We start from the raw sequence: 22,157 nt of genomic DNA, 5'->3' as shown, positions 1-22,157 counted from the left end.
TCAGTAGGCGTCCGTAGCGGGCGCGGGATCGTCGACGCCGTGCTTCTGGTGGGCGAGGCCCATCTTGTCGGCGACTTCCTTGGGCACGTAGGTTTCGTCGTGCTTGGCCAGCACTTCCTCGGCCACGAACACGCCGTCCTGCATGCGCCCGGTGGCGACCACGGCCTGGCCCTCGCGGAACAGGTCGGGGAGGATCTTGTCGTGCACCACGGCAAGCTGCGCGTCGCCATCGGTGACGCGGAAGTGCGAGACCAGCGAGCCGGCCTCGCGCCGGAACGAGCCGGACGCGACCATGCCGCCGAGGCGGAAGCGGGTGTCGCCCGTGCGCAGCGGCGCGCCGTCGTCGGCCAGCACTTCGGCGGGGGTATACAGATAGGTGATGTTGCGCTGCAGGGCGTACGCGATCAGCGTGGCGGCCAGCGCCGCGGCGGCCAGCAGCACCACGACGAACCACATGCGACGGCGGCGGACGGGATTCATCGCTTCAGTTCACCTTGTTGTGCAGCGTTGCGCGCGGCCGCCTGGCGCGCGGCCAGCAGGCGCACGGCGCGCAGCAACTGGCGGGTGCGGATGCGCGGCGCCACGAAGTCCCACAGCAGCACCACGGCGAACACGCCGTAGGCGGCGATGACGTAACCGAGGTAGCTCATGCGCGGCCCCCGGCCAGCATGCGCACCCAGTCCTTGCCGGCCTCGCGCAGCAGGTTGTCGGCGCGGGCACGGGCCAGCAGCGAGCCGATCGCCCACAGCTTGGTGCCCACCACCATCCACAGCAGCGGCGGCAGCATGCTGGCATCCATCGACGATTCGCCGAACACGCGGATGGTCTGGCCCTGGTGCAGCGAGTTCCACCACACCACCGAGTAGCGGATGATCGGCAGCATCACCACGCCCACCACCGCCAGCAGCGACGCGGCGCGCGCGGCGGCGCGGCGATCCTCGATGGCGGCGTACAGGCCGATCACGCCGAGGTAGAGGAACAGCAGGATCAGCTGCGAGGTCAGGCGCGGGTCCCAGTCCCACCAGGTCCCCCACATCGGCTTGCCCCAGATGCTGCCGGTGGCCAGGGTGATGAAGGTGAAGCCGGCGCCGATCGGCGCGCAGGCCATCGCCAGGATCTCGCACAGCTTGATCCGCCAGATGAGCGCGATGGCGCCATAGAACGCCATCAGCGCGAACATCGCCAGGCTCATCCACGCGCTGGGCACGTGCACGTAGAGGATGCGGAAGCTGTCGCCCTGCTGGTAGTCCGGCGGCACGTGGAACAGCGCCAGGTACGCACCGACGGCCATGACCAGCACGCCGGCCCCGTACGCCCAGGGCGCCCAGCGACGGGCGAACTGGTCGAAGGTGGGGGGCGAACCGAGTTGGTGGAACCAGCGGATCAGCGGGGACATTACGGCCTGGGCGGGCGGCGCGCGAAGGCCGCGGTCGATCCGGCAAGTTTACCAGCCCCGGCCCGGCGGCCGGGGCGCACCGGGGAGCGGGATTCATTGCACCTGCAGGCTGCCTTGCATCCGCGCGAGATGGCCGGGGAAGCTGCAGAAGAACCGGTACGGGCCGCCTTCACGGACGAGGGCGACGTCGAACGTGACCGATGTGGATCCGCCGCCGCCGATCATGTCGGTATGCGCGATCACACGGGTGTCGCCGGGCTTGATGTGCCGGGGCGTGGCCGCCATGCCGTCGGCCACGATGGCCGGCATGTCCGCGGCGCGCGCGATCACCACGTTGTGGCCCATGGCGCCGATCGGCAGCGTGCCCACGTGCGTGAGGTGGATGGTGAAGCTGGCGCAGCTGGCGGGAATCACGATTGCGTCCGCATCGAACTGCATGGCGTCGTTGGAGGTGAGGATGGTGGCGCAACCGGCCACGTCGGCGGCCCGGCTGTCGGCATCCATCGGTACGGGCGTGGCAACGGGATCATCGATGGCGCCGGCGTCGAGCGCGGGCTCGCTGGCGTCGTCCGTCGCCAGGGGTGCGGTGTCGGCGGCTGGCGCCGTTGTGGAGTCCGGCGCGGGCGATGGGCTGCAGGCGGACAGCGCCAGCGCGATCGCGCCGGCAAGCAGGGGAAGGGCGTTCATCGTGGAGGCTCCTGGTGCGCACGGCCGCGTGCCGTGACGTCGGGCGCCAGTGTTCCGCGGCTTGCGCGGGCGCGCCTTGATCGAGGTCAACCGTGCGCGATGCGCAGCGCTGCCGCCGCCGCCATCGGTGCCAGCACCAGTCCCAGCACCAGGCCCGCCGCCAGCAGCAGCAGTCCGCCGCCGGCATCGAAGCCTTGCGCGGCCGCAGCCACGCTGCCGGCGCCGAAGACCAGCACCGGCACGTACAGCGGCAGTGCCAGCAGGGCGAGCAGCACGCCGGAGCGACGCATGCCGACGGTGAGTGCCGCCACCACCGCGCCGACGAGGCTCAACAGTGGGGTGCCCAGCAACAGTGCCAGCAACAGCGTGGGCAGCAGGGTGCGTGGCAGTCCCATCAACTCGGCGAGCAGCGGCGTGGCCAGCAACAGCGGCACCGCGGTCGTCGCCCAGTGCACCAGCGTGCGCACCAGCACCAGCCAGGCCAAAGGCACCGGCGCCAGCATCCACTGTTCCAGCGAACCGTCCTCGGCGTCGCCGCGGAACAGGCTGTCGAGCGACAGCAGCCCCGACAGCAGCACCGCGACCCACAGCACGCCGGGCGCCATTGCGGCCAGCGTGCCGCGCGCGTTGCCCAGCGCCAGTGCGAACAGCACCACGATCAGCACCGCGAACAGCGCCGGCTGCAGGGCGTCGCCGCGGCGGCGCCAGAGCAGGCGCAGGTCGCGCGCGACCAGTGCGCGTGCGGTCGAGGCGAGCGTTACGTCCATACTCACAGCGCCAGCATCCGGGTGCGTACCGGCGGCGCGGCATAGGCACCGTGGGTGGTGACCAGCGCCGCACCGCCGTCATCGAGGTGCGCGCGCACCATGCGGTTCACCAGTTCGATGCCTTCCAGGTCGAGGTTGGCGTAGGGCTCGTCCAGCAGCCACAGCGCGGCGGGCGACAGCCAAAGCCGTGCCAGCGAGAGGCGCTTCTTCTGTCCGGCAGACAACTGCCGCGCCAGCGCATCGTCGAACCCGGCCAGGCCGACGATGGCCAGTGCGCCCTCCACGGACTGCGTCCCGCGCTGGCCATGCAGCCCGCAGAGGAATGCGAGGTTCTCGACTACCGACAGGTCGGCCTTGAACGCGGGCAGGTGGCCGAGATAGGCGGGATGGTCGTGCCCCGGTGCGTGCGTGATGCCGCCCGCGTCGGCGCGCAGCAGACCCGCCAGGACGCGCAGGAGGGTGGTCTTGCCCGCGCCGTTGGCACCCTGCACCAGCAAGGCCTCGCCGGCGTGCACCGCGAAATCCAGCGGGCCGAACACCGGTGCGTCGTTGCGCGCGAAGCACAGGCCGCGAACGGTCAGCAGCGGCGTGTCGGCGGCGGGCGGGTTGGGCATCGTTCGCGCAGTGGCCGCGACGGCGACCCTCGGAACATCATTCTATCCAGTCGACATTCGGTTCGTCGGACACCCCCGCCGGTCGCGGCGACAGCATCCGCAGGCGTACGGGATGGTCGGGCCGCCACCACAGGGTGCCGAGCTGGCCGTAGCGGCGGGAAAGCGCGTCGAAGTCGCCCGCGTCCATGTCGAACACCAGCCAGCTGGGTTCGCGCCAGGTGCGGTTGGGGGCGGAGGCGAACGCCGGCAGGAACAGCTTGCCGGCGGCGGCAAGTTCGTGCTGCAGGCGTTCGTCCTGCTCGCGGTTGATCCGCTCCTCGCGTTCGACCGAATGCGGATTCCACGCCGAGAGCATGCCGTACGAGGTTGCGTCGGTGTAGGCAAGGTCGAGGCCGGGCGTCGGCAAGCCGATCAGGATGTCGTGCCAGTGCCCGCCGCGCTCCCACTTGTAGTCGGCAACGAGGTAGGCGCGCATGAGCTCGGCGATGCGAGTGTCGCTGTCGGGCGTGGCAGGCATCCGCTAAGGTGTAACCGATCACGGGCCGCACGTAAACTGCGGCGTCTCCAATCTGCCAAACCGGAACGACAACGCCCATGCCAGGAACCAAGTTGCCCAAGGTCGGCACGACGATCTTCACCGTGATGTCGCAACTCGCGGCCGAGCATGGCGCAGTGAACCTCGGCCAGGGCTTTCCGGATTTCCCCGTACCCGGGCGTCTGGTCGATGCGCTCGACGGGGCGATGCGCGGCGGACACAACCAGTACGCGCCGATGACCGGCATTCCCGCATTGCGCAACGCCATCGCCACCAAGTCGGAACGCGTGTACGGCCATCGGCCGGACGCGGACGCGGAGATCACCGTGACCAGCGGCGCGACCGAGGCGATTTTCAACGCGATCCATGCGGTGGTGCGTGCCGGTGACGAGGTGGTGGTACTGGACCCGTGCTACGACTGCTACGAGCCGGCGATCGACCTGGCCGGTGCGCGTGCGGTACACGTGCCCCTGGACCCGGCCACCTTCGCGCCGGACTGGCAGCGCGTGCGCGACGCGATCACGCCCAGGACGCGGATGCTGATGATCAACAGCCCGCACAACCCGTCGGGCGCGATGCTGTCGGCGCGGGACATGGCGACGTTGGCCGATATCCTCCGCGAGACCGGCGTGTTCCTGCTGTCGGACGAGGTGTACGAGCACATCGTGTTCGACGGTGCGCGGCATGAGTCCGTCTTGCGCCATCCGGAACTGCGCGAGCGCGCGTTCGTGGTGTCGAGCTTCGGCAAGACCTACCACTGCACCGGCTGGAAGGTCGGCTACTGCATTGCGCCGCCCGCATTGAGCGCCGAGTTCCGCAAGGTGCACCAGTACAACGTGTTCTGCACCTTCGCGCCCGCACAGCACGCCTTCGCCGCGATGCTGGACGAGGCGCCCGGGCACTACGAGCAGTTGGGCGCCTTCTACCAGGCCAAGCGCGACCGCTTCCGCACGCAGTTGCTCGGCACGCGCCTGCAGCCGCTGCCGGTGCCGGGGGGCTATTTCCAGCTGGTCGACTACTCGGCGGTCAGCGACCTCGACGATGCCGCGTTCTGCCGCTGGCTGACGATCGAGAAGGGCGTGGCGGCGATCCCGCTGTCGCCGTTCTACGAGACGCCGCCGCAGGGCCAGCGGCTTGCGCGGCTGTGCTTCGCCAAGAACGAAGCGACGCTGGACGCGGCGATCGAAAGGCTGGCGAAGCTGTGACTGCTGGTTGGTGATACACGGTCCAGGCGAGCGGTCATCCCGCTACCATGCAATCCTCGCATCGAGCACTACGGCCAATCCATGGACAACCTCCGCATTTCACTGGTCCAGGGCGCCACGCTGTGGCACGACCCGGCCGGCAACCGTGCGTACTACGGCAACCTGGTCGCGCCGCTGCGCGGGCTGACGGACCTGGTACTGCTGCCGGAAACCTTCACCAGCGGCTTCAGCAACGATGCCATCGACCAGGCCGAGACCATGGACGGGCCCACGGTGGCCTGGGTGCGCGAGCAGGCCGCGAAGCTCGACGCCGCCGTGTGCGGCAGCGTGCAGCTGCGCGTGGGCGATGCCGTGTTCAATCGCCTGCTGTGGGCCACGCCCGACGGCAACCTGCGGCACTACGACAAGCGCCACCTGTTCCGCTATGCCAACGAGCACAAGCGCTACGCCGCCGGGCGCGAGCGACTGACGGTCGAGTGGAAGGGCTGGCGCGTGTGCCCGCAGGTCTGCTACGACCTGCGCTTCCCGGTGTTCTCGCGCAACCGCTTCGACGTGGAGCGCGCAGGCGGTCTGGACTACGACCTGCTGCTGTACGTCGCCAACTGGCCTGCACCTCGCGCATACCCATGGAAGACGCTGCTGCGCGCGCGCGCGATTGAGAACCTCTGCTACGTGGCCGGGCTCAACCGCGTGGGCAGCGATGGCAACGGCATCGCGTATTCGGGCGACAGCGCGGTCATCGATTTCCTCGGCCATCCGGTGAGCGAATGCACCGACCAGGAAGTGGTGGTGACCACGACCCTGCTGGCCGAGGAGCTGGCCGCGCATCGCGAGCGTTTCCCGGCGATGCTGGATGGGGATGCGTTTACCATCGAGTGATGGTTGCGGCTCGCCATGATCATCCGGGGGCACTCCTCGTGCCCGGCGTCGTCCCGCAAGGACGCTTGTGTGCGCGCTGCGCGCCCCGCCACGCTTCGCCGGAACGTCCATTGGTGCCCGCCTGCGCGGGTTTGACGGCATGGGAATCCGCCGCACGAAGATGTTCCTCGTGGCTGTGAACGACTTGTCTGCCCTCTCCCTCCGGGAGAGGGGCAGGGGCGAGGGGCGGCGGAGCGACCCTGTCTCCGCCTCGACGGCAACGGTCTGCCGGTCAGTCCCGCCTTCTCGCGCTGCGATGGAAATACACCTCTTCTGCCAGCCGGCGCAGGGGTGGCGTGCCGATCATGACATTGAACGGCCAGTCCATCTGCCAGCGATCGAAGGCATGGCGCAACAGGCGCTTGAGCCGGTAGCGCGGTGCGACCCGTTCGGCCTCCCGCTCCGGTGACGCGGCGCCGTGCACCTGGTGTGCCGCGATGGCATTGCCCACGGCCTCGCCGTGCAACCACGCCGAATGGATGCCGCCGGCGGTGAGCGGCGAGACGATGCCGGCGGCGTCCCCGGTCAGGATCACGCGTGGCGCCGACAACGGCGCCACCGGTCCGCCGCACGGGATCAGTCCCGCGCGCGTGGCGTCGGGGCGGCGTTTCGGGTCCACCCCGAGCATGGGTCCGACACGCTGCAGGAAGGCGTCGATGTCGGGGACGCCGCGCCGATCCGGTCGATGCCGGAACGCGAGCCCCAGTTGCACCCCTACCGGGTTGCGCGTCGCCCAGCCGATGTAGCCCGGTGCGAAGCGGCGGCTGATGAAGCAGTGCAGGGCATCCTCGTCCAGTGTCGCGCCGTTGAACTCATGCTCCACGCCGTAAAGGAAATCGCGCACCGGGGGCAAGCCCGCTCGCGCGGCGACGCGCGACTTCGCGCCATCGGCGCCCACCAGCCAGCGCGCGGTGCCCAGGCCATCCACCCGCCAGCCGCCGTCGATCGCGCGCGCGTCGGTGAACGATTGCATCAACCGCAGCTCGGCGCCGCTGTCCACCAGCAGCCCGGCCAGCCAGCGCATCAGGTTGGGCGTGTCGGTGGTGAGGAAGTGGTAGCCGGGCGACGACAGGCGCGTGCTGCGCAGGTTGGGTGCGTAGAGGCGCACGTCGGACACGGGATGCACCAATGCTTCCGGTATCCGGCCCAGCACACCCGCGCTGACCGCCTCGCGTACCAGGATGCCGGTGGTATGCAGCTTGATGCCGGGGTCGCGCTTGCGCTCCAGCACGCAGACGCGCAGCCCCGCGCGCCGTGCAGCCAAAGCGCAGGCCACGCCCGCGAAACTTGCGCCCACCACCACCACATCCCACTGCATCGACCGCTCCACTGGATTCGCTGCGTGCAGGATGTCGCCGCGGTGTTGGCTGGCGATGGCGCGGCGGTGAAGTGGAGGTGAAGTCGCGCCACGGCGAAGCTGTCTGCGCTTGCGGCATGGCTGCCGCGTGGCGCCGCGGTGAGGACACCGCGACTCGACTTACGCCCTTGCCGTAGCCGCCTGGGTACGCGGCAGGCGCCTTCCGGCGCCTGTCGACATTCCCTGACGTGGAGCCGCGTCGCTCAGCGATTGCCGCCGCGGTTGCCGCCACCGCGGTTGCCGCCGCCACCGGGGCGTGGACCGCGCGGGCCATTGCCGGGCTTGCTGCCGCCGGGACGATTGCCTCCAGGCCCGTTGCCGCCGGGGCGATTGCCGCCCGGACGGTTGCCGCCCGGACGCGGACTGCGCGGACGGTCGCCATACGGATTGAAACCACCGCCATGCGCGTGGTCCGAGGGGAAACTCGGCGCGCTGTCGGGATGGCCGTAGGGACGCGCGGCCTGCTTGCGTGCGCCGCCGCCGGGACCGCCACCGCGCTGCGCACCCTGGCTCGCGCCCTGACCGGGACGCTTGTTCTTGTTGTAAGGCTTCTTCGGGCCACGGCCATCGGCATTGCGATGCCCGGACGGGCCGGTGTCGACGCCATCGGGCACGTACCAGGTGCGGAACGCGGCCGGGTTACCCTCGGGAAGTGCGCGCGCGCCCTTGTCCTTGCGCTGCTTGAACGGCTTCTGCGACTGCTTGGCGGCCTGCTCGCCACTGACCGTCAGTCCGCCGGACGGCCTGCGCTGGCCGCGGCGGCCGCGATCCTCGCGCACGTGGTCGAAGCGGCGCAGCTCGCGGCCTTCGTCGGCGGTGTTGTGGCCGTTGACGTAGGCGCTGCCGCTGCGGCCGCCGCCCACGTGCACGGTGGCCTTGGCGGCCTTGCGCTGGCCGATCACCGGCTGCAGCGTCAGCGCCGGTGGCGGGCCTTCCTCCAGCTTCAGTTCCTTGCGCATCGCTTCGACCTGGGCGGCCGCCAGCTCCTGCGACTGGCCGCGCAGCAGCGGCTGCGGCAGCGCGACCTTGCCGTAGCGGGTACGCTTGAGCCGGCTGACCTGGCAGCCCTGCGATTCCCACAGGCGGCGCACCTCGCGGTTGCGGCCTTCCTTGACCACCACGCGGAACCATTCGTTCGAATCGGTGCCGCCGATGCGTTCGATCTCGTCGAACTTCGCCGGGCCGTCGTCCAGCGCCACGCCGCGGCGCAGGCGGTCGACGATCTTGTCGGCCACGGTCTCTTCGCCTTCCGGCGCACGCACGCGCACCACGTACTCGCGTTCGACCTCGTACGAGGGGTGCATCATCGCATTGGCGAGTTCGCCGTCGGTGGTCAGCAGCAGCAGGCCGCTGGTGTTGATGTCGAGGCGGCCGATGGCGATCCAGCGCGCGCCCTTCAGTGCCGGCAGCGCTTCGAAGATGGTCGGGCGGCCTTCGGGGTCCTCGCGCGTGGTGACTTCGCCTTCGGGCTTGTTGTAGATCAGCACGCGCGCGGGTTCGGTCAGCGCGCTGGCGACGAAGGTGCGGCCGTCGATGTCGATCTTGTCGCCGGCCTTGACCGACATGCCGGTCTGCGCGGTTTCACCGTTGACCTTGACCAGGCCGTCGGCGATGCGCTGCTCCAGCGCGCGGCGCGATCCCAGCCCGGCCTGCGCCAGCACCTTGTGCAGGCGTTCCTCCAGGCGCGGCGCGTCCGGCGCGGCGGTGGTGTCGCGCTTGAGCGACAGTTTGCGGCTGCCCTTGTCGGCAGCGGGGTGTTGCTTGGTCATGCGTTGCTCCGGGTGCCGTCGCCATCGTCGGCGGGGGCGTTGGTTGCGTTGTGCGCGTCGCCGTCGTCCGGCGAAGTCGGTGGGGTGTCGCTGTCGTCGTCGCCGGCGTCTTCGTGGCCCTGGTCGTCGGCCTGCGGGTCGTCGCCGTTGTCGGTGGGCGCGTCGCCTTCGTCGCTGCCGTCGTCGTTGGCGGCGAAGTCGGCGCCGCCCGCAAGGCCGGAAGCGTCGGCGCTGGTTCCGGCATCGGGGTCGTCGACGTGTTCCAGCGTGCCGGAGTGGGTGTCGCCATCGGGTGAGGCGACGTCGCCGACGGCGCGCGGCGCGTCGCCGAATTCGAACTGCGGCTCCAGTTCGCCGAAGTCCTTCAGTTCCGACAGGGGCGGCAGCTCGTCGAGGCGCTTGAGGCCAAAATAGTCGAGGAAGCCCTTGGTGGTGCCCAGCAGTTCCGGGCGGCCCGGGATGTCGCGATGCCCGACCACGCGGATCCATTCGCGCTCTTCCAGCGCCTTGATGATGTTGCTGTTCACCGCCACGCCGCGCACCTGCTCGATCTCGCCGCGGGTGATCGGCTGGCGGTAGGCGATCAGCGCCAGCGTTTCCAGCGTGGCGCGTGTGTATTTCACCTGGCGTTCGGTCCACAGCCGCGCCACCCAGGGGTGCACGTCGGCCTTGACCTGGTAGCGCCAGCCGGAGGCCACCTCCACTAGTTCCACCCCGCGGTCGGCGCAGGCGGCCTGCAGGTCGGCCAGCGCCTGCTGCACGCTGCCATCGGGCGCGGGCTCGTCCAGCGGGAACAAACCGTTGAGCTGCACCAGGGTGAGCGGCTGGCTGGCCGCCAGCAGGGCGGCTTCGACGATACGGTTGATCAGGGCTTGGTCCATCGGTCGTGCGGTATCCGGTGTGTGCGTTGCGCGGGTCAGGCGCGGGTGTCGTTGTCGGCGTCGATGTCGTCGAATTCGCTGGAGAGCTCCAGTGCTCCGCCTTCACCGCGCCCGGTGGCCAGGGACTTGACGTAGATCGGTGCCAGCGGGGCTTCCTGTACCACGTCGAGCAGGCGCTCCTTGGCGAGCTCCAGCACCGAGAGGAAGGTCACCACCACGCCGAGCTTGCCTTCGTGCGGATCGAACAGGGCCTCGAAGCGGTGGAAGGCACCGTCCTCGAGCCGCGTCAGCAGTTCGCCCATGCGCTGGCGCACGCTCAGGGCGTCGCGCTTGATCGCGTGGCTGGTCAGCAGCTCGGCGCGCTTGAGCACGTCGTGCAGGGCCAGCAGCATCTCGCGCAGTTCCACCGGCGGCGGCAGCTTGACCGAGGCGCGGTCCGGCACGTGCGCGTGCGCGGTCGCGGTGTCGCGGTCCATGCGGGGCAGGGTGTCGATGTCTTCCGCGGCCTGCTTGAAGCGTTCGTACTCCTGCAGGCGGCGGACCAGGTCGGCACGCGGGTCGCCCTCGTCGCCTTCCTCGCTGACCGGGCGCGGCAGCAGCATGCGCGACTTGATCTCGGCCAGGATCGCGGCCATCACCAGGTACTCGGCCGCCAGCTCGAAGCGCAGCTCCTGCATGACGTTGATGTAGTCGACGTACTGTCGGGTGATCTCGGCGACCGGGATGTCGAGGATGTCGAGGTTCTGCCGGCGGATCAGGTACAGCAGCAGGTCGAGCGGGCCTTCGAACGCCTCGAGGATCACCTCCAGCGCGTCCGGCGGGATGTACAGGTCCTGCGGCATCTGCAGCACCGCCTGGCCGTGCACCATCGCCAGGGGCATTTCCTGTTGCTGCGGCGCCGATGCAGGCGACAGCCTGCTGTCCTCGGAGGCATCGGGAGCGGTGGCGGGACCGGATTGGGTCATCGGGTTTGCGGCCCCTCTCCGGGCCACTGCGATTCTGTGCGCGGCCCCGTGCGTGGGGTCCGATGCGGTGGATGCAATTGAAGCGGCGTTGCCGTGACTGCTGGCGCCGGAGTCGAAGGTGGCGCGCGTACGGTCGGCGGGCCTTGGCTTCGAGCGGGCGTCCGGTGCCGGTCCAACCACTACGACCACGCCGTGGTGGCGCGGGAGTCGTGGGACTGGTGATCGACGTCCATGCGCAGCGCGCGCTCGACGGCCGGGCCGGCGAAAGACGGGTTGCGAAAGGGGCGTCGAACCGGGGCGAAGGATCAGCGGATCTGGGTGGATCGGGTGTCGGAACCTGCCGACAGGCGCTGCATTCGTACCCGGGAACTGGGATTCAGGGTAAGTGCTGTCGCTTGCGCTGTCCAGCGGGGGCATGAACCGCGCCTACAATCCCTGCCCGGACCGGAGGTGGATGCGATGTGGTACGCGATCGAAGGCTACGACGGCGAGGACGTGCTGGCGGCGCGCATGCAGGCGCGCGGGCGCCATCTCGAGCGGCTGACGGCGTTGCGCGACGCGGGCCGGCTGCTGCTGGCCGGGCCATGCCCGCGCATCGATGCAGAGGATCCTGGGCCGGCCGGTTTCAGCGGCAGCCTGGTGGTGGCCGAGTTCGAATCCCTGCAGGCCGCGCGCGCGTGGGCCCAGGCCGATCCCTACGTGGAGGCCGGCGTGTACGCCCGGGTCGAGGTGCGTCCGTTCCGGAAGGTGCTGCCCTGACCGGAGCGTCGCCCCGGAGACATTTCCTGGATCTTCCCCCGGTCGAGGGGAAGGCGCCGCCGCGCGGTGGCGCAGGCCCGATGGCACTGCAAGTCGTGGCCCGATATCCGCTTGGGTTCGGTGGCATCCAACCTGCGCTGGACAGACCATCGCGCGTTCGACACAAGCGAAACGGCGCCGACCCTGGCCTGGGTTTTACCCGTGCGCCGGAAAACGGCAGGCGCCTTAGGTGTTCCAAGAGCTTGGTGGAAGAACTCTAATTTTCTTCGTCCGGGCCCAACTGACCGGCGAGTGGGCACCCGTTCCGTGCATCCTTGCCTGAAAACGATTACATTCCGGCGTATCGATGACGCCGGGAGGGGCGATGACCCGTGAAACAGACACCCTATCCAACGCTGTCCTTGCGGGGCTCATGGCCGTGGCGCTGACAGCCCCCGCCGCCGCGGGCGGTGACGCATCCGCAGGCACTCCGAAGGCGGCGTTCTCCTCGGCCGGCGACCGCGCCGCCGAGCGCGCCTTCGTCGATGCCTTGATGGCGAAGATGACGCTGGAGGAAAAGCTCGGCCAGCTCAACCAGCCGCCGGGCGTGGGCAACCACACCGGGCCTGAGGCGATGGCCGGCAACGAGGACCAGATCCGCCGCGGCGAGATCGGCTCGTTCTTCGGCACCCACGGCGTCGAGCTGACTTGCCGCCTGCAGAAGATCGCGGTGGAGGAGACCCGCCTCGGCATCCCGCTGATCTTCGCCTACGACGTGATCCACGGGCACCGCACGCTGTTCCCGGTGCCGCTGGGCGAGGCCGCAAGCTTCGATGTCGAGGAAGTCCGCATCGCCGCGCGCCATGCCGCGGTCGAGGCGTCGGCCCATGGCATCCACTGGGTGTTCGCGCCGGTGCTGGACGTCTCGCGCGATCCGCGCTGGGGCCGCATCGTCGAGGGGGCGGGCGAGGACCCGTACCTTGGCGCCGTACTCGCCACCGCGCGGGTGCAGGGCTTCCAGGGCGACGACCTGGCCGCCCCGGACACGGTGCTGGCCACTGCCAAGCATTTCGTTGCCTACGGCGCCGCCGACGGCGGCCGCGATTACGACACCGCCGAAATCTCCGAGCGCACCCTGCACGAGGTCTACCTGCCGCCGTTCAAGGCTGCGGTGGATGCGGGCGTGCAGTCGATCATGGCCGCGTTCAACGACGTCGGCGGCGTGCCCATGCATGCACACGGCGGCCTGATCAATGGCCTGCTGCGCGGGCAGTGGGGCTGGGACGGCGTGCTGGTCAGCGACTACACCGGGATCATGGAGCTGATGCCGCACGGCGTGGCCGCCAACCGGCAGGAAGCCGGGGCGCTGGGCATCAACGCCGGTGTCGATATCGACCTGGTCAGCCGCATCTACTACGAAGACCTGCCGGCGGCGATCGCGGACGGCCGGGTGTCGATGGAACAGATCGACGAAGCCGTGCGCCGCATGCTCAATGCGAAGTACCGCTCGGGCCTGTTCGATGACCCGTACCGCTATTGCAAGGATCCGGCGCGCGAGGCCGCGCTGACACTCAACCCCGAGCAGCGCGAAGCGGCTCGACGCCTGGCGCAGAAGTCCTTCGTGCTGCTGGAGAACGACAACGCCACCCTGCCGCTGTCGAAGTCGCTGCCGACGCTGGCCGTGATCGGTCCGCTGGCCGAACACCGGCAGGCGATGCTGGGCAACTGGGCGGTCGCCGGGCGCCAGGAAGACGTGGTCACGCCACTCGAAGGCTTGCAGGCGGCATTGGGCGAGGGCACGCGCCTGGTCGTGGCCGCCGGCACCGACATCGAGGGCGGTGACCGGTCCGGTTTCGACGAGGCCATCCGCGCGGCGCAGCAGGCCGATGCGGTGGTGATGTTCCTCGGCGAGCATCCGGACATGAGTGCGGAAGCGCACAACCGCACCTCGCTGGACCTGCCGGGCGCGCAGGAAGACCTGGCGCTGGCGATCGCCGCGACCGGCAAGCCGGTGGTGGTGGTGCTGCTCAACGGGCGGCCGCTGTCGATCGGTGCGCTGCAGGGCAAGGTGGGCGCGGTGCTGGAGGCGTGGTTCCCGGGCGTGGAAGGCGGCAATGCGATTGCCGACGTGCTGTTCGGCGACGTCAATCCCTCGGGCAAGCTGCCGGTGACCTTCCCGCGCAACGTCGGCCAGATCCCGATCTTCCATTCGCACCGCAACACCGGCCGCCCGCCCAGCGAGGAAGAGAAGTACACCAGCAAGTACATCGACGTGCCGTGGACGCCGCTGTATCCGTTCGGCCATGGGCTCAGCTACACCACGTTCGCCTACGACGCGGTGCAGGTGGCAAGCCCGCGCGTGTCTAAGGATGCGCTGCAGCAGCAGGTCAGCGTGCGCGTGACCAACACCGGCCAGCGCGCAGGCGAGGAAGTGGTGCAGCTCTATCTTCGCGACGACGTGGCCAGCGTGACCCAGCCGGTCCGCAGGTTGCGCGGCTTCCAGCGCGTGGCGCTGCAGCCGGGCGAGTCGCGCACGGTGACCTTCGACCTCGGCTTCGCCGACATGGCGCTGCTGGATGCCGGACTGCGCAAGGTGGTCGAGCCAGGCACGTTCACGGTGTTCGTGGGGGGCAGCTCGACGGCGGAACTGGAGGCGCGATTCGAGGTGGTGCGTTGACGCTCATGGTGCCTGTCGGGGCAGACGACCATCGCCCGGCCTGACAGCCGGCTGGCCACGGTACCCTGTGGCGGATGTCCTGCAGGACATATATGCTGCATCACAGCATGATTCCAGCTGCTGGATTCATACGTCAACCCACTGTTTTCCATGCAGTATTTGGTATTGCGAAGCTCGCGTTTACACGGTTGGCTGAAAACGGTTACAGTCGGCTCGACAACATCATCCGGGAGGGCGGATGAGCGTCACCATCAAAGATGTCGCGCGCAGGGCCAACGTGTCGGTCGCCACCGTCTCGCGGGCCCTCAACGGACACCAGAACGTGGCGGAGGAAGTCCGCAAGCGCGTCGTCAGCGTGGCCAACGAGCTGCGCTACAGCCCGCACCACGCGGCACGCAGCCTCAGCAGCCGCCGCACCAATACCGTGGGCGTGGTGCTGCCCGACCTGTATGGCGAATTCTTCTCCGAGCTGATGCGGGGCATCGACCAGGTTGCGCGCGAGCGTGGCTTGCATTTGCTGGTTTCCAGTTACCACGGTAATCCCGAAGAGCAGGGCAATGCGCTGCGTGCCATGCGCGGCCGCGTCGACGGCTTGCTGCTGATGTCGCCCTTCGTGGGTACCGAGGACTTCATTTCCGAGAACCTGGCGCCGGCGATGCCGTTGGTGTTGATGAACACCCGGCTGGCGGCCGGCGACCGGGCCACGTTCTGCGTGGATGGGTATGCCGGCGCGCGCGCGATGGTGGGCCACCTGGCCGACGCCGGGCATGCCCGGATCGCCTTCATCACCGGCCCGGCGGACAACTTCGATGCCAGCGAGCGCCTGCGCGGCTACCGGGATGCCATGGCGGACCTGTTGCCCGATGCGGAGCCGTGGGTCCTGCCGGGCGATTTCGACGAGGCCTCCGGGCACCGTGCCGGCCAGGCGCTGTTGTCGGCGGCGCAGCGCCCGGACGCCGTGTTCGCAGCCAACGACATGATGGCCCTGGGCTGCCTGTTCGCCCTCAGCCAGGCGGGCGTGCGCGTCCCGGCGGACATCGCGTTGGCTGGCTTCGACGATATTCCGCTTGCACGTTACGTTCACCCCGCGCTCACGACGATGCGCGTGGAAATCGCCGACCTGGGCGCGCGCGCCATCCGTGCGCTGCTTGAACAGGTCGGGGATGGTGCGCAGGACCCCCGAACCCACGTCCCGCTCGTGCCGAAGCTGGTGGTGCGTGACTCGACGACGAAGGCAACCCCATGAGCCCGTGCCGCGCCTTGCCCGGCGCGTTGGTCTGACCGGTTTTTTTTACACCACGTTGTAAGCGATTACACATCTGTTCCAGCCCTGGGAGGGGCACCACCATGAAGCAACAGATCCGCGCACCACGCCGCTTCAACCGCAGCCTGCTGTGCTGTGCACTGGCCGGTTGCATGCTGATGGCCGCCCCCGCGGTCTTCGCGCAATCCACGTCGGCCACGCTGCAGGGCCGGGTCTCGGCGGATTCCGCCCCGGCCAGCGACGCCCGCGTCACCGCCACGAATCTCGCCACGGGCCTGACCCGCAGCGTCCAGACCACCGCCAGCGGCGCCTACAACCTCGGCGGCCTGCCGCCGGGCACGTACCGCATCGACGTGACCGCAGGCGGGCAGACCACCTCGCAGAACGTCACCCTCGCCGTCGGCCAGACGGCAACGCTGAACCTTGGCGTTGGCGGCGTGGCGGAAGCCGGCACCGCGGATGCACGCGACCTGGACACAGTGGTGGTGACTGGCGCGGCGCTGGTCGAGACCCGCACGTCTGAGGTTGCGACCTACGTCAGCCGACAGCAGATCGAACTGTTGCCGCAGAACTCGCGTAATTTCCTGGCATTCGCCGATCTCGTGCCGGGCATGGTGTTCACCGAATCGAACAATGGCGAATCGCGCCTGCGCAGTGGTGCACAGGGTGCGAGCAATATCAACGTGTACATCGACGGCGTCGGGCAGAAGAACTACGTCACTCCGGGTGGCATCACCGGCCAGGACGACAGCCGCGGCAACCCGTTCCCCCAGCTGGCGATCGCCGAGTACAAGGTCATCACGTCCAATTACAAGGCCGAGTACGACCAGATCAGCAGCGCGGCGGTCACGGCGGTGACGCGATCGGGCACCAACGATTTCAGCGGAAGCTTCTACTGGGATCGCACCTCGGACGACTGGCGCAAGGCCTCGCCGCAGGAGGAGGCCGCGGGACAGAAGGCCGAGGAACGGACCGAGCAGTACGGATTTGCCGTCGGCGGGCCGATCCTGCGCGACCGGCTGCATTATTTCTTCACCTACGAGGCCAAGGACTACGTGGTGCCGCGCTTCATCGCGGCGCCGTCCAGTGTGGCCAGCGCGGTGACGCTGCCGGCATCGATCACGCAGTTCTATGGCCCCGCCAGCCAGCCTTTCGACCAGAAGGTGTACTTCGGCAAGCTGAGTTTCCAGGCGAACGAGTCGAACCTCATCGAGCTCACCGCCAGGTATCGAGACGAGGTGGGCGTGCTCGACGTGGGCAACACCCAGCGCATCGCATCGGCGGGAACCGCGCTGATCAACGACGAAACCCGCGTCGCGTTGCGACACCAGTTCAACTCGATGAACTGGCTGAACGATGCCCAGCTCACGTATGAAGAATCTTCCTACAACCCGTCGCCGCTCAGTCCGGTGCCGGGCATTCGCTACACCGTCATCACGCCGAACCAGACCAACCCCAACAACAATACCGTGGTGCTGTGGACCGGCAGCGGCACCAACGGTCAGGACAAGGGGCAGAAGGGCTGGGCGTTCCAGGACGACCTGACCTACTTCGGGTGGGAGAACCACACGCTGAAGATGGGCATCAAGTACAAGCAGGTCGACCTGAACGCGTTCCAGTTCTTCCCGCCGTTCCCGCAGTATTTCTACGACGTGTTCGACACGGTCGATCGTCCGTACCAAATCCAGTACGGTGCGGTCCGCCCGGGTCGCGACCCGTTCGTGACGTCGGCCAACAAGCAGTTCGGCATCTACATCCAGGACGACTGGCAGGCCAGCGACAAGCTGACGCTCAACCTCGGCGTCCGTTGGGACTACGAGGCCAATCCGAGCTACGAGGACCAGGTGCTGGATCCGTTCATCGCCACGCAGCTGCGCAACTGGCCGAACATCCAGAACACCGACTACGACATCGAGGACTACATCAGCAACGGCAGCAACCGGTCCGCGTTCAAGGGCGCGATCCAGCCGCGGCTCGGGTTTTCTTACGATCTGTTCGCAGACCAGCGCCACGTGGTGTTCGGTGGCGCGGGCCGCGCGTACGACCGGAACATCTTCGACTACATGGCGCGCGAGTTCTACTCCGGCGCCACCACCACCGTCACCCTCGGGTTCGAAACGCCGCTGCATCCCTGCGGTGCCGCCGCCGACAACCGTGCCTGCGTGCCGTGGGATCCGTCGCTGCTGACGGCCGAAGGCATTGCCGCCTATGCCGCCACCAATCCGCCCGGTACGCAGAGTGAAGTGTTCCTGATCAACAACGACCTCAAGACGCCATACTCCGACCAGTTCAGCCTCGGCATCCGTAATACCATCCCCTTTGCCGGGCACGACTGGAACTCATCGGTCACCGTCGCCCACATCCGCAGTTACGACGGCATCTACTTCCGCAACGGTCGCCGCCGGGCCGACGGCACGTTCCACCAGTACGAAAGCCTGGGCCAGACGTTCGGCAATGGTCCCGGCGACAATGTTCCCGGCGTGGGCGGGCTGCTGCTCGGCGACAACGGCTTCGAGTACCGCAGCACTTCCCTGCTGCTCTCGCTGGACAAGCCATTCACCGAAGTCTCGCCGTGGGGGGTGAACGTGGCCTACACGTTGACGGACGGCAAGGAGAACCGTCCCAACGCCTCCAACGAAGAGACGTTCCTGTTCGATTACGCATATGCCGGCAACGAGTTCCGTGACTCAACGGGCGTGGCGAAACATCGCCTCGTGCTGTCCGGCATCTTCTCGCCGGGTTGGGACCTGATCTTCAGCGGCAAGCTCGTCGTGTCGTCGCCGATCCCGCTGTTGTCCGTGAACCGCCTGGAATCGCCGGCGAACGGCACTTGCGGTCCGATCACCGGGCAGGCCAATTGCGGGGATCTGCGCGCGTTCTACGACCCGGTCACGCCGGAAGGCTCGATCGGCTTCAAGCAGCTCGACCTTGCTGTCGAGAAGCGATGGAACACGGGTTCCGACCTCAGCTTCAAGGTCCGCGCCGACCTGATCAATGCGTTGAACTGGAGGAACTGGACGTCCTTCGACACCAATCGTGGCAATCCGGGTGGGCCGCCGAACCCCAACGTCGGTTTGCGCAACGGCAATGCGATCCAGTTCCCGACCCAGACCTTCAAGCTGTCGTTCGGACTCGACTGGTAAGCCTTTCCTCCAGGCCGGCCACTGCGGTGGCCGGCTTTTTTCTAGGCTGATGGTGTAACCGATTTCAATTGCAAGATGGGCTGATGCGAACACACGACCTGCGACCGTTTCCTTGTCTGTTGTTGTCTTTACTGCTGGCTTTCGCGCTCGGCGCGTGCCGGCAATCCCCTGCACCGGCCGACGTAGACGCCCCCAAACCCGGCCCGATCGAGCAGGTGGTCGTAGAGCCGGAGGTGGAAGCCGCGCCGGCGCGCCCGGAACTGCCGCCGCTGTTCCGCGACATCGAGCGGCGCACCTTCCAGTTCTTCTGGGATACCACCAACGAGGCCAATGGCCTCACGCCGGACCGCTTCCCGTCGCGTCCGTTCTCCAGCATCGCCGCCGTCGGCTTCGCGTTGACGGCGTATCCCATCGGCATCGAGAACGGCTGGGTCAGCCGCACGCAGGCGGTGGATCGCACGCTGGCCACGCTGAAGTTCCTGCGCGAGGCGCCCCAGGGCCCGCAGGCCGAAGGCCGCGCCGGGCACAAGGGCTTCTTCTACCACTTCATCGACATGGACACCGGCCACCGCTACAACACGTGGGTGGAACTGTCGAGCGTGGACACCGGCCTGATGCTGATGGGCGCGCTGTTCGCGCAGTCGTACTACGACGGCGACGATCCGCGCGAGGCCGAGATCCGGGAATTGGCCGAACAACTCTATCGCCGCGTCGAATGGCCGTGGATGCAGCAGCGCAAGCCGCTGATCTCGATGGGCTGGTATCCCGAGCGCGGCTTCATTCCGCACGACTGGAACGGCTACGACGAGGCGATGCTGGTCTACATCCTCGCGCTGGGTTCGCCGACGCATCCGGTCGACCCTGATGCGTGGGAAGCGTGGAGCAGCACCTACGACACCGAGTGGGGCGTGTTCCAGGGGCAGGAATACCTGAGCTTCGCGCCTCATTTCGGCCACCAGTACACGCAGACCTGGGTGGACTTCCGCGGCATCCGCGACGCCTACATGCGCGACCGCGGCATGGACTACTTCGAGAACAGCCGCCGCGCCACCTACGCCCAGCGCGCCTACGCCATCGAGAACCCGATGCAGTGGAAGGGCTACGGCGAGAACGTGTGGGGACTGACCGCCAGCGATGGCCCGCAGCACACCACGCAGGAGTACCGGGGCGAGCAGCGCCAGTTCCGCCATTACAGTGCACGCGGCGCCGGGCTGAGCAACGCCTTCGACGATGGCACGCTTGCGCCGACGGCCGCGGTGGCCTCGATCGCGTTCGCGCCGGAGATCGTGATTCCCGCCACGGAAGAGATCCATCGTCGCTATGGCGAATTCCTGTATTCCAGCTACGGCTTCCTCGACGCGTTCAATCCCAGCTTCGAGTACGACATCCCGCTCAAGACCGGCCGCATCGTGCCGGGGCAGGGATGGGTGGCGAGCGACTACATCGCCATCGACCAGGGGCCGATCCTGGCCATGATCGCCAACTACCGCAGCGACTTCGTGTGGAGCGTGATGCGGCGCAACCCGCATATCCGTCGCGGGCTGGAGCGCGCCGGGTTCACCGGCGGCTGGCTGGCACCGGAGGACGGGCCGCGCACCTCGGGCGAGCCGGATCTCGAGACCGCCAACGCCGAGGACATCGGCCGCGCGCAGCAGCGCGTCCGTTCGCAGGAAGACAGTCGCCCGGTCGAACCGAGGGCGTCGGAACCACCGCAGTAGACTGCGCCGATGCCGCGTCCGGTCGCCATCGCCCTGCTTGTCGTCGCCGCGCTGTTGCTGGCGGCGTGCAAGCGCGACGATGCCACCACGACCCTCCGCTTCTGGGCCATGGGCAAGGAAGCGGAGGTGGTGGCCGAACTGGTACGCGATTTCGAGCGCGAGCATCCCGGCATCCGCGTCGAGGTGCAGGCGATCCCGATGACGGCCGCGCACGAGAAACTGCTGACGGCGTGGGCCGCCGACGGCCTGCCGGACATCTGCCAGCTGGGCAACACCTGGATCCCCGAATTCGCCACCCTGGGGGCGCTGGAGCCGCTGCAGGCGCGCGTGGATGCGTCGCCCATGATCGACCAGGCCGACTACTTCGAAGGCATCTGGGACACCAGCGTGGTCGACGGCCAGTTGCTTGGCGTGCCGTGGTATGTCGATACAAGGCTGCTGTTCTATCGCAAGGACATCCTGGCCGAGGCCGGCTTCGACGCGCCGCCGACCAGTTGGGCCGAGTGGGAACGCGCGATGGCGGCGATCAAGCGCAACGTCGGCCCTGATCGCTACGCCATCCTGCTGCCGGTCAACGAGTTCGAGCAGCAGCTGTCGCTGGCGCTGCAGCAGGACGACCCGCTGCTGCGCGATGGCGACCGCTACGGCAACTTCCGGAGCGAAGGCTTCCGTACCGCGCTTGCGTTCTACGCCAACATGTTCGAGCAGGGCTGGGCGCCGCGGATGTCGGAGACCGAGATCTCCAACGTGTGGGACGAATTCTTCAACGGTTTCTATGCGTTCTACCTCTCCGGGCCCTGGAACATCCGCGAATTCCGGCTGCGCCAGCCGGCGGCGCTCGAGGGCAAGTGGTCGACGATGGCCTTGCCCGGCCCGGACGGTCCCGGCGCTGGCATCGCGGGCGGGGCCAGCCTGGTGCTGTTCAAGTCGTCCGAGCGCAAGGATGAAGCGTGGCTGTTGGTCGAATACCTGTCGCGACCCGAGGTGCAGGCGCGCTTCCATGCGCTGATCGGCAACCTGCCGCCGCGTCGAAGCACCTGGGACACGCCGTCGTTGCGGCAGGACGAACTGGCCGTGGCGTTCCGCGACCAGCTGGAGCGGGTCAGGCCGGTGCCGAAGGTTCTGGAGTGGGAGCGCGTGGTCCAGGAGATGCGCCTGGCGACCGAGCGCGTGGTCCGCGGCGGGCAATCGCAGGATCGCGCGGTCACTGCGCTGGATGCCCGTGTCGACGGTGTGCTGGAGAAGCGGCGTTGGGTGCTGGAGCAGGGTGCGGAGCGATGAGGGCCGTTTCCGTGCCCGCGCCCTTCGTTGCAACGTCCTTCGCAGTCCGTGTTGACCGAAGTCGCATTCGACGGACATTACGGCTTGATACTCCCTCCCTCGCTCGCGGGGGAGGGCCGGGGAGGGGGCGAGGCGGGCGCGATCGTTGTCGTCGCGTCGGAACGTACCCCCATCCCGACCTTCCCCCGCAGGCGGGGGAAGGGGCAGAAGCGCGCGAGGCACACATGGCGACTCCCTCCCCC

18 protein-coding genes and 1 pseudogene are annotated in these 22,157 nt (G+C 68.4%); 8 read left to right on the top strand and 11 right to left on the bottom strand.

Features of this window, described 5'->3' with window-relative positions; genetic code table 11:
* The 7 genes from ccmE to E2F46_RS16405 form a co-directional block, all read right to left on the bottom strand.
* Complete coding sequence (ccmE, locus tag E2F46_RS16435) at positions 1–480, bottom strand: cytochrome c maturation protein CcmE (RefSeq protein WP_133323671.1); 480 nt, start codon at positions 478–480, stop codon at positions 1–3.
* Positions 477–650, bottom strand: a complete 174-nt coding sequence (gene ccmD / locus E2F46_RS16430; protein WP_133323670.1) for a heme exporter protein CcmD — start codon at positions 648–650, stop codon at positions 477–479. Before ccmD ends, ccmE begins: the two co-directional genes overlap by 4 nt.
* Entirely contained in the window at positions 647–1,396 is a 750-nt protein-coding gene (gene ccmC / locus E2F46_RS16425) for a heme ABC transporter permease CcmC (RefSeq protein ID WP_133323669.1), read from the bottom strand. The genes ccmD and ccmC overlap by 4 nt, the downstream gene beginning before the upstream one ends.
* 93 nt (positions 1,397–1,489) lie before the next feature.
* Positions 1,490–2,083, bottom strand: coding sequence for an azurin (gene azu / locus E2F46_RS16420; RefSeq protein ID WP_207949628.1), 594 nt, complete (start codon positions 2,081–2,083; stop codon positions 1,490–1,492).
* Between the two features lie 86 nt (positions 2,084–2,169).
* Positions 2,170–2,850 carry a heme exporter protein CcmB gene (ccmB, locus tag E2F46_RS16415; protein ID WP_133323668.1) on the bottom strand — a complete coding sequence of 227 codons (681 nt, stop codon included), beginning with the start codon at positions 2,848–2,850 and terminating at the stop codon, positions 2,170–2,172.
* 2 nt (positions 2,851–2,852) lie between these two features.
* Positions 2,853–3,464 carry a heme ABC exporter ATP-binding protein CcmA gene (ccmA, locus tag E2F46_RS16410; RefSeq protein ID WP_133323667.1) on the bottom strand — a complete coding sequence of 204 codons (612 nt, stop codon included), beginning with the start codon at positions 3,462–3,464 and terminating at the stop codon, positions 2,853–2,855.
* A gap of 37 nt (positions 3,465–3,501) precedes the next feature.
* Entirely contained in the window at positions 3,502–3,981 is a 480-nt protein-coding gene (locus E2F46_RS16405; protein ID WP_133323666.1) for a DUF3293 domain-containing protein, read from the bottom strand.
* A gap of 77 nt (positions 3,982–4,058) precedes the next feature.
* Between E2F46_RS16405 and E2F46_RS16400 the strand changes: the two genes are divergently transcribed.
* Together E2F46_RS16400 and E2F46_RS16395 are read left to right on the top strand one after the other, a co-directional pair.
* Positions 4,059–5,204, top strand: a complete 1,146-nt coding sequence (locus E2F46_RS16400) for a pyridoxal phosphate-dependent aminotransferase (RefSeq protein ID WP_133323665.1) — start codon at positions 4,059–4,061, stop codon at positions 5,202–5,204.
* An 81-nt stretch (positions 5,205–5,285) separates the two neighbouring features.
* A complete protein-coding gene (locus E2F46_RS16395; RefSeq protein ID WP_133323664.1) occupies positions 5,286–6,083 on the top strand; it encodes an amidohydrolase in 798 nt (265 codons plus the stop codon).
* A gap of 271 nt (positions 6,084–6,354) precedes the next feature.
* Here E2F46_RS16395 and E2F46_RS16390 read toward each other — a convergent pair whose 3' ends face one another.
* The 4 genes and pseudogenes from E2F46_RS16390 to E2F46_RS16375 all read right to left on the bottom strand — a co-directional run bounded on the left by E2F46_RS16390 (position 6,355) and on the right by E2F46_RS16375 (position 11,094).
* The gene (locus tag E2F46_RS16390; RefSeq protein WP_133323663.1) at positions 6,355–7,440 is read right to left on the bottom strand and encodes an NAD(P)/FAD-dependent oxidoreductase; all 1,086 of its coding nucleotides are present in this window, start codon (positions 7,438–7,440) and stop codon (positions 6,355–6,357) included.
* Between the two features lie 242 nt (positions 7,441–7,682).
* The gene (locus E2F46_RS16385; protein WP_133323662.1) at positions 7,683–9,248 is read right to left on the bottom strand and encodes a pseudouridine synthase; all 1,566 of its coding nucleotides are present in this window, start codon (positions 9,246–9,248) and stop codon (positions 7,683–7,685) included.
* Positions 9,249–9,274: 26 nt separating this feature from the next.
* A pseudogene (scpB, locus tag E2F46_RS17880) lies at positions 9,275–10,129 on the bottom strand (SMC-Scp complex subunit ScpB); the annotation flags it as partial.
* 35 nt (positions 10,130–10,164) lie between these two features.
* Positions 10,165–11,094 (bottom strand): segregation and condensation protein A, encoded by a 930-nt coding sequence (locus E2F46_RS16375; protein WP_133323660.1) that lies wholly within the window; start codon positions 11,092–11,094, stop codon positions 10,165–10,167.
* Between the two features lie 459 nt (positions 11,095–11,553).
* Here E2F46_RS16375 and E2F46_RS16370 point away from each other — a divergent pair, with 459 nt between their 5' ends.
* The 6 genes from E2F46_RS16370 to E2F46_RS16345 all read left to right on the top strand — a co-directional run bounded on the left by E2F46_RS16370 (position 11,554) and on the right by E2F46_RS16345 (position 21,915).
* The gene (locus E2F46_RS16370) at positions 11,554–11,853 is read left to right on the top strand and encodes a YciI family protein (RefSeq protein ID WP_133323659.1); all 300 of its coding nucleotides are present in this window, start codon (positions 11,554–11,556) and stop codon (positions 11,851–11,853) included.
* A gap of 364 nt (positions 11,854–12,217) precedes the next feature.
* A complete protein-coding gene (locus tag E2F46_RS16365; protein WP_133323658.1) occupies positions 12,218–14,509 on the top strand; it encodes a glycoside hydrolase family 3 N-terminal domain-containing protein in 2,292 nt (763 codons plus the stop codon).
* A 238-nt stretch (positions 14,510–14,747) separates the two neighbouring features.
* Entirely contained in the window at positions 14,748–15,755 is a 1,008-nt protein-coding gene (locus tag E2F46_RS16360) for a LacI family DNA-binding transcriptional regulator (protein WP_133323657.1), read from the top strand.
* 101 nt (positions 15,756–15,856) lie between these two features.
* Positions 15,857–18,916, top strand: a complete 3,060-nt coding sequence (locus tag E2F46_RS16355; RefSeq protein ID WP_133323656.1) for a TonB-dependent receptor — start codon at positions 15,857–15,859, stop codon at positions 18,914–18,916.
* Positions 18,917–18,999: 83 nt separating this feature from the next.
* The gene (locus tag E2F46_RS16350; protein ID WP_133323655.1) at positions 19,000–20,634 is read left to right on the top strand and encodes a glucoamylase family protein; all 1,635 of its coding nucleotides are present in this window, start codon (positions 19,000–19,002) and stop codon (positions 20,632–20,634) included.
* Between the two features lie 9 nt (positions 20,635–20,643).
* Positions 20,644–21,915: a sugar ABC transporter substrate-binding protein gene (locus E2F46_RS16345; protein ID WP_133323654.1), complete on the top strand. Its 1,272-nt coding sequence runs from the start codon at positions 20,644–20,646 to the stop codon at positions 21,913–21,915.
* The last annotated feature ends 242 nt before the right edge of the window (positions 21,916–22,157 follow it).

It is taken from the genome of Luteimonas aestuarii (assembly GCF_004357985.1).
GTDB classification, from domain to species: domain Bacteria; phylum Pseudomonadota; class Gammaproteobacteria; order Xanthomonadales; family Xanthomonadaceae; genus Luteimonas; species Luteimonas aestuarii.
This window is presented reverse-complemented; position numbering and strand designations above follow the sequence as displayed.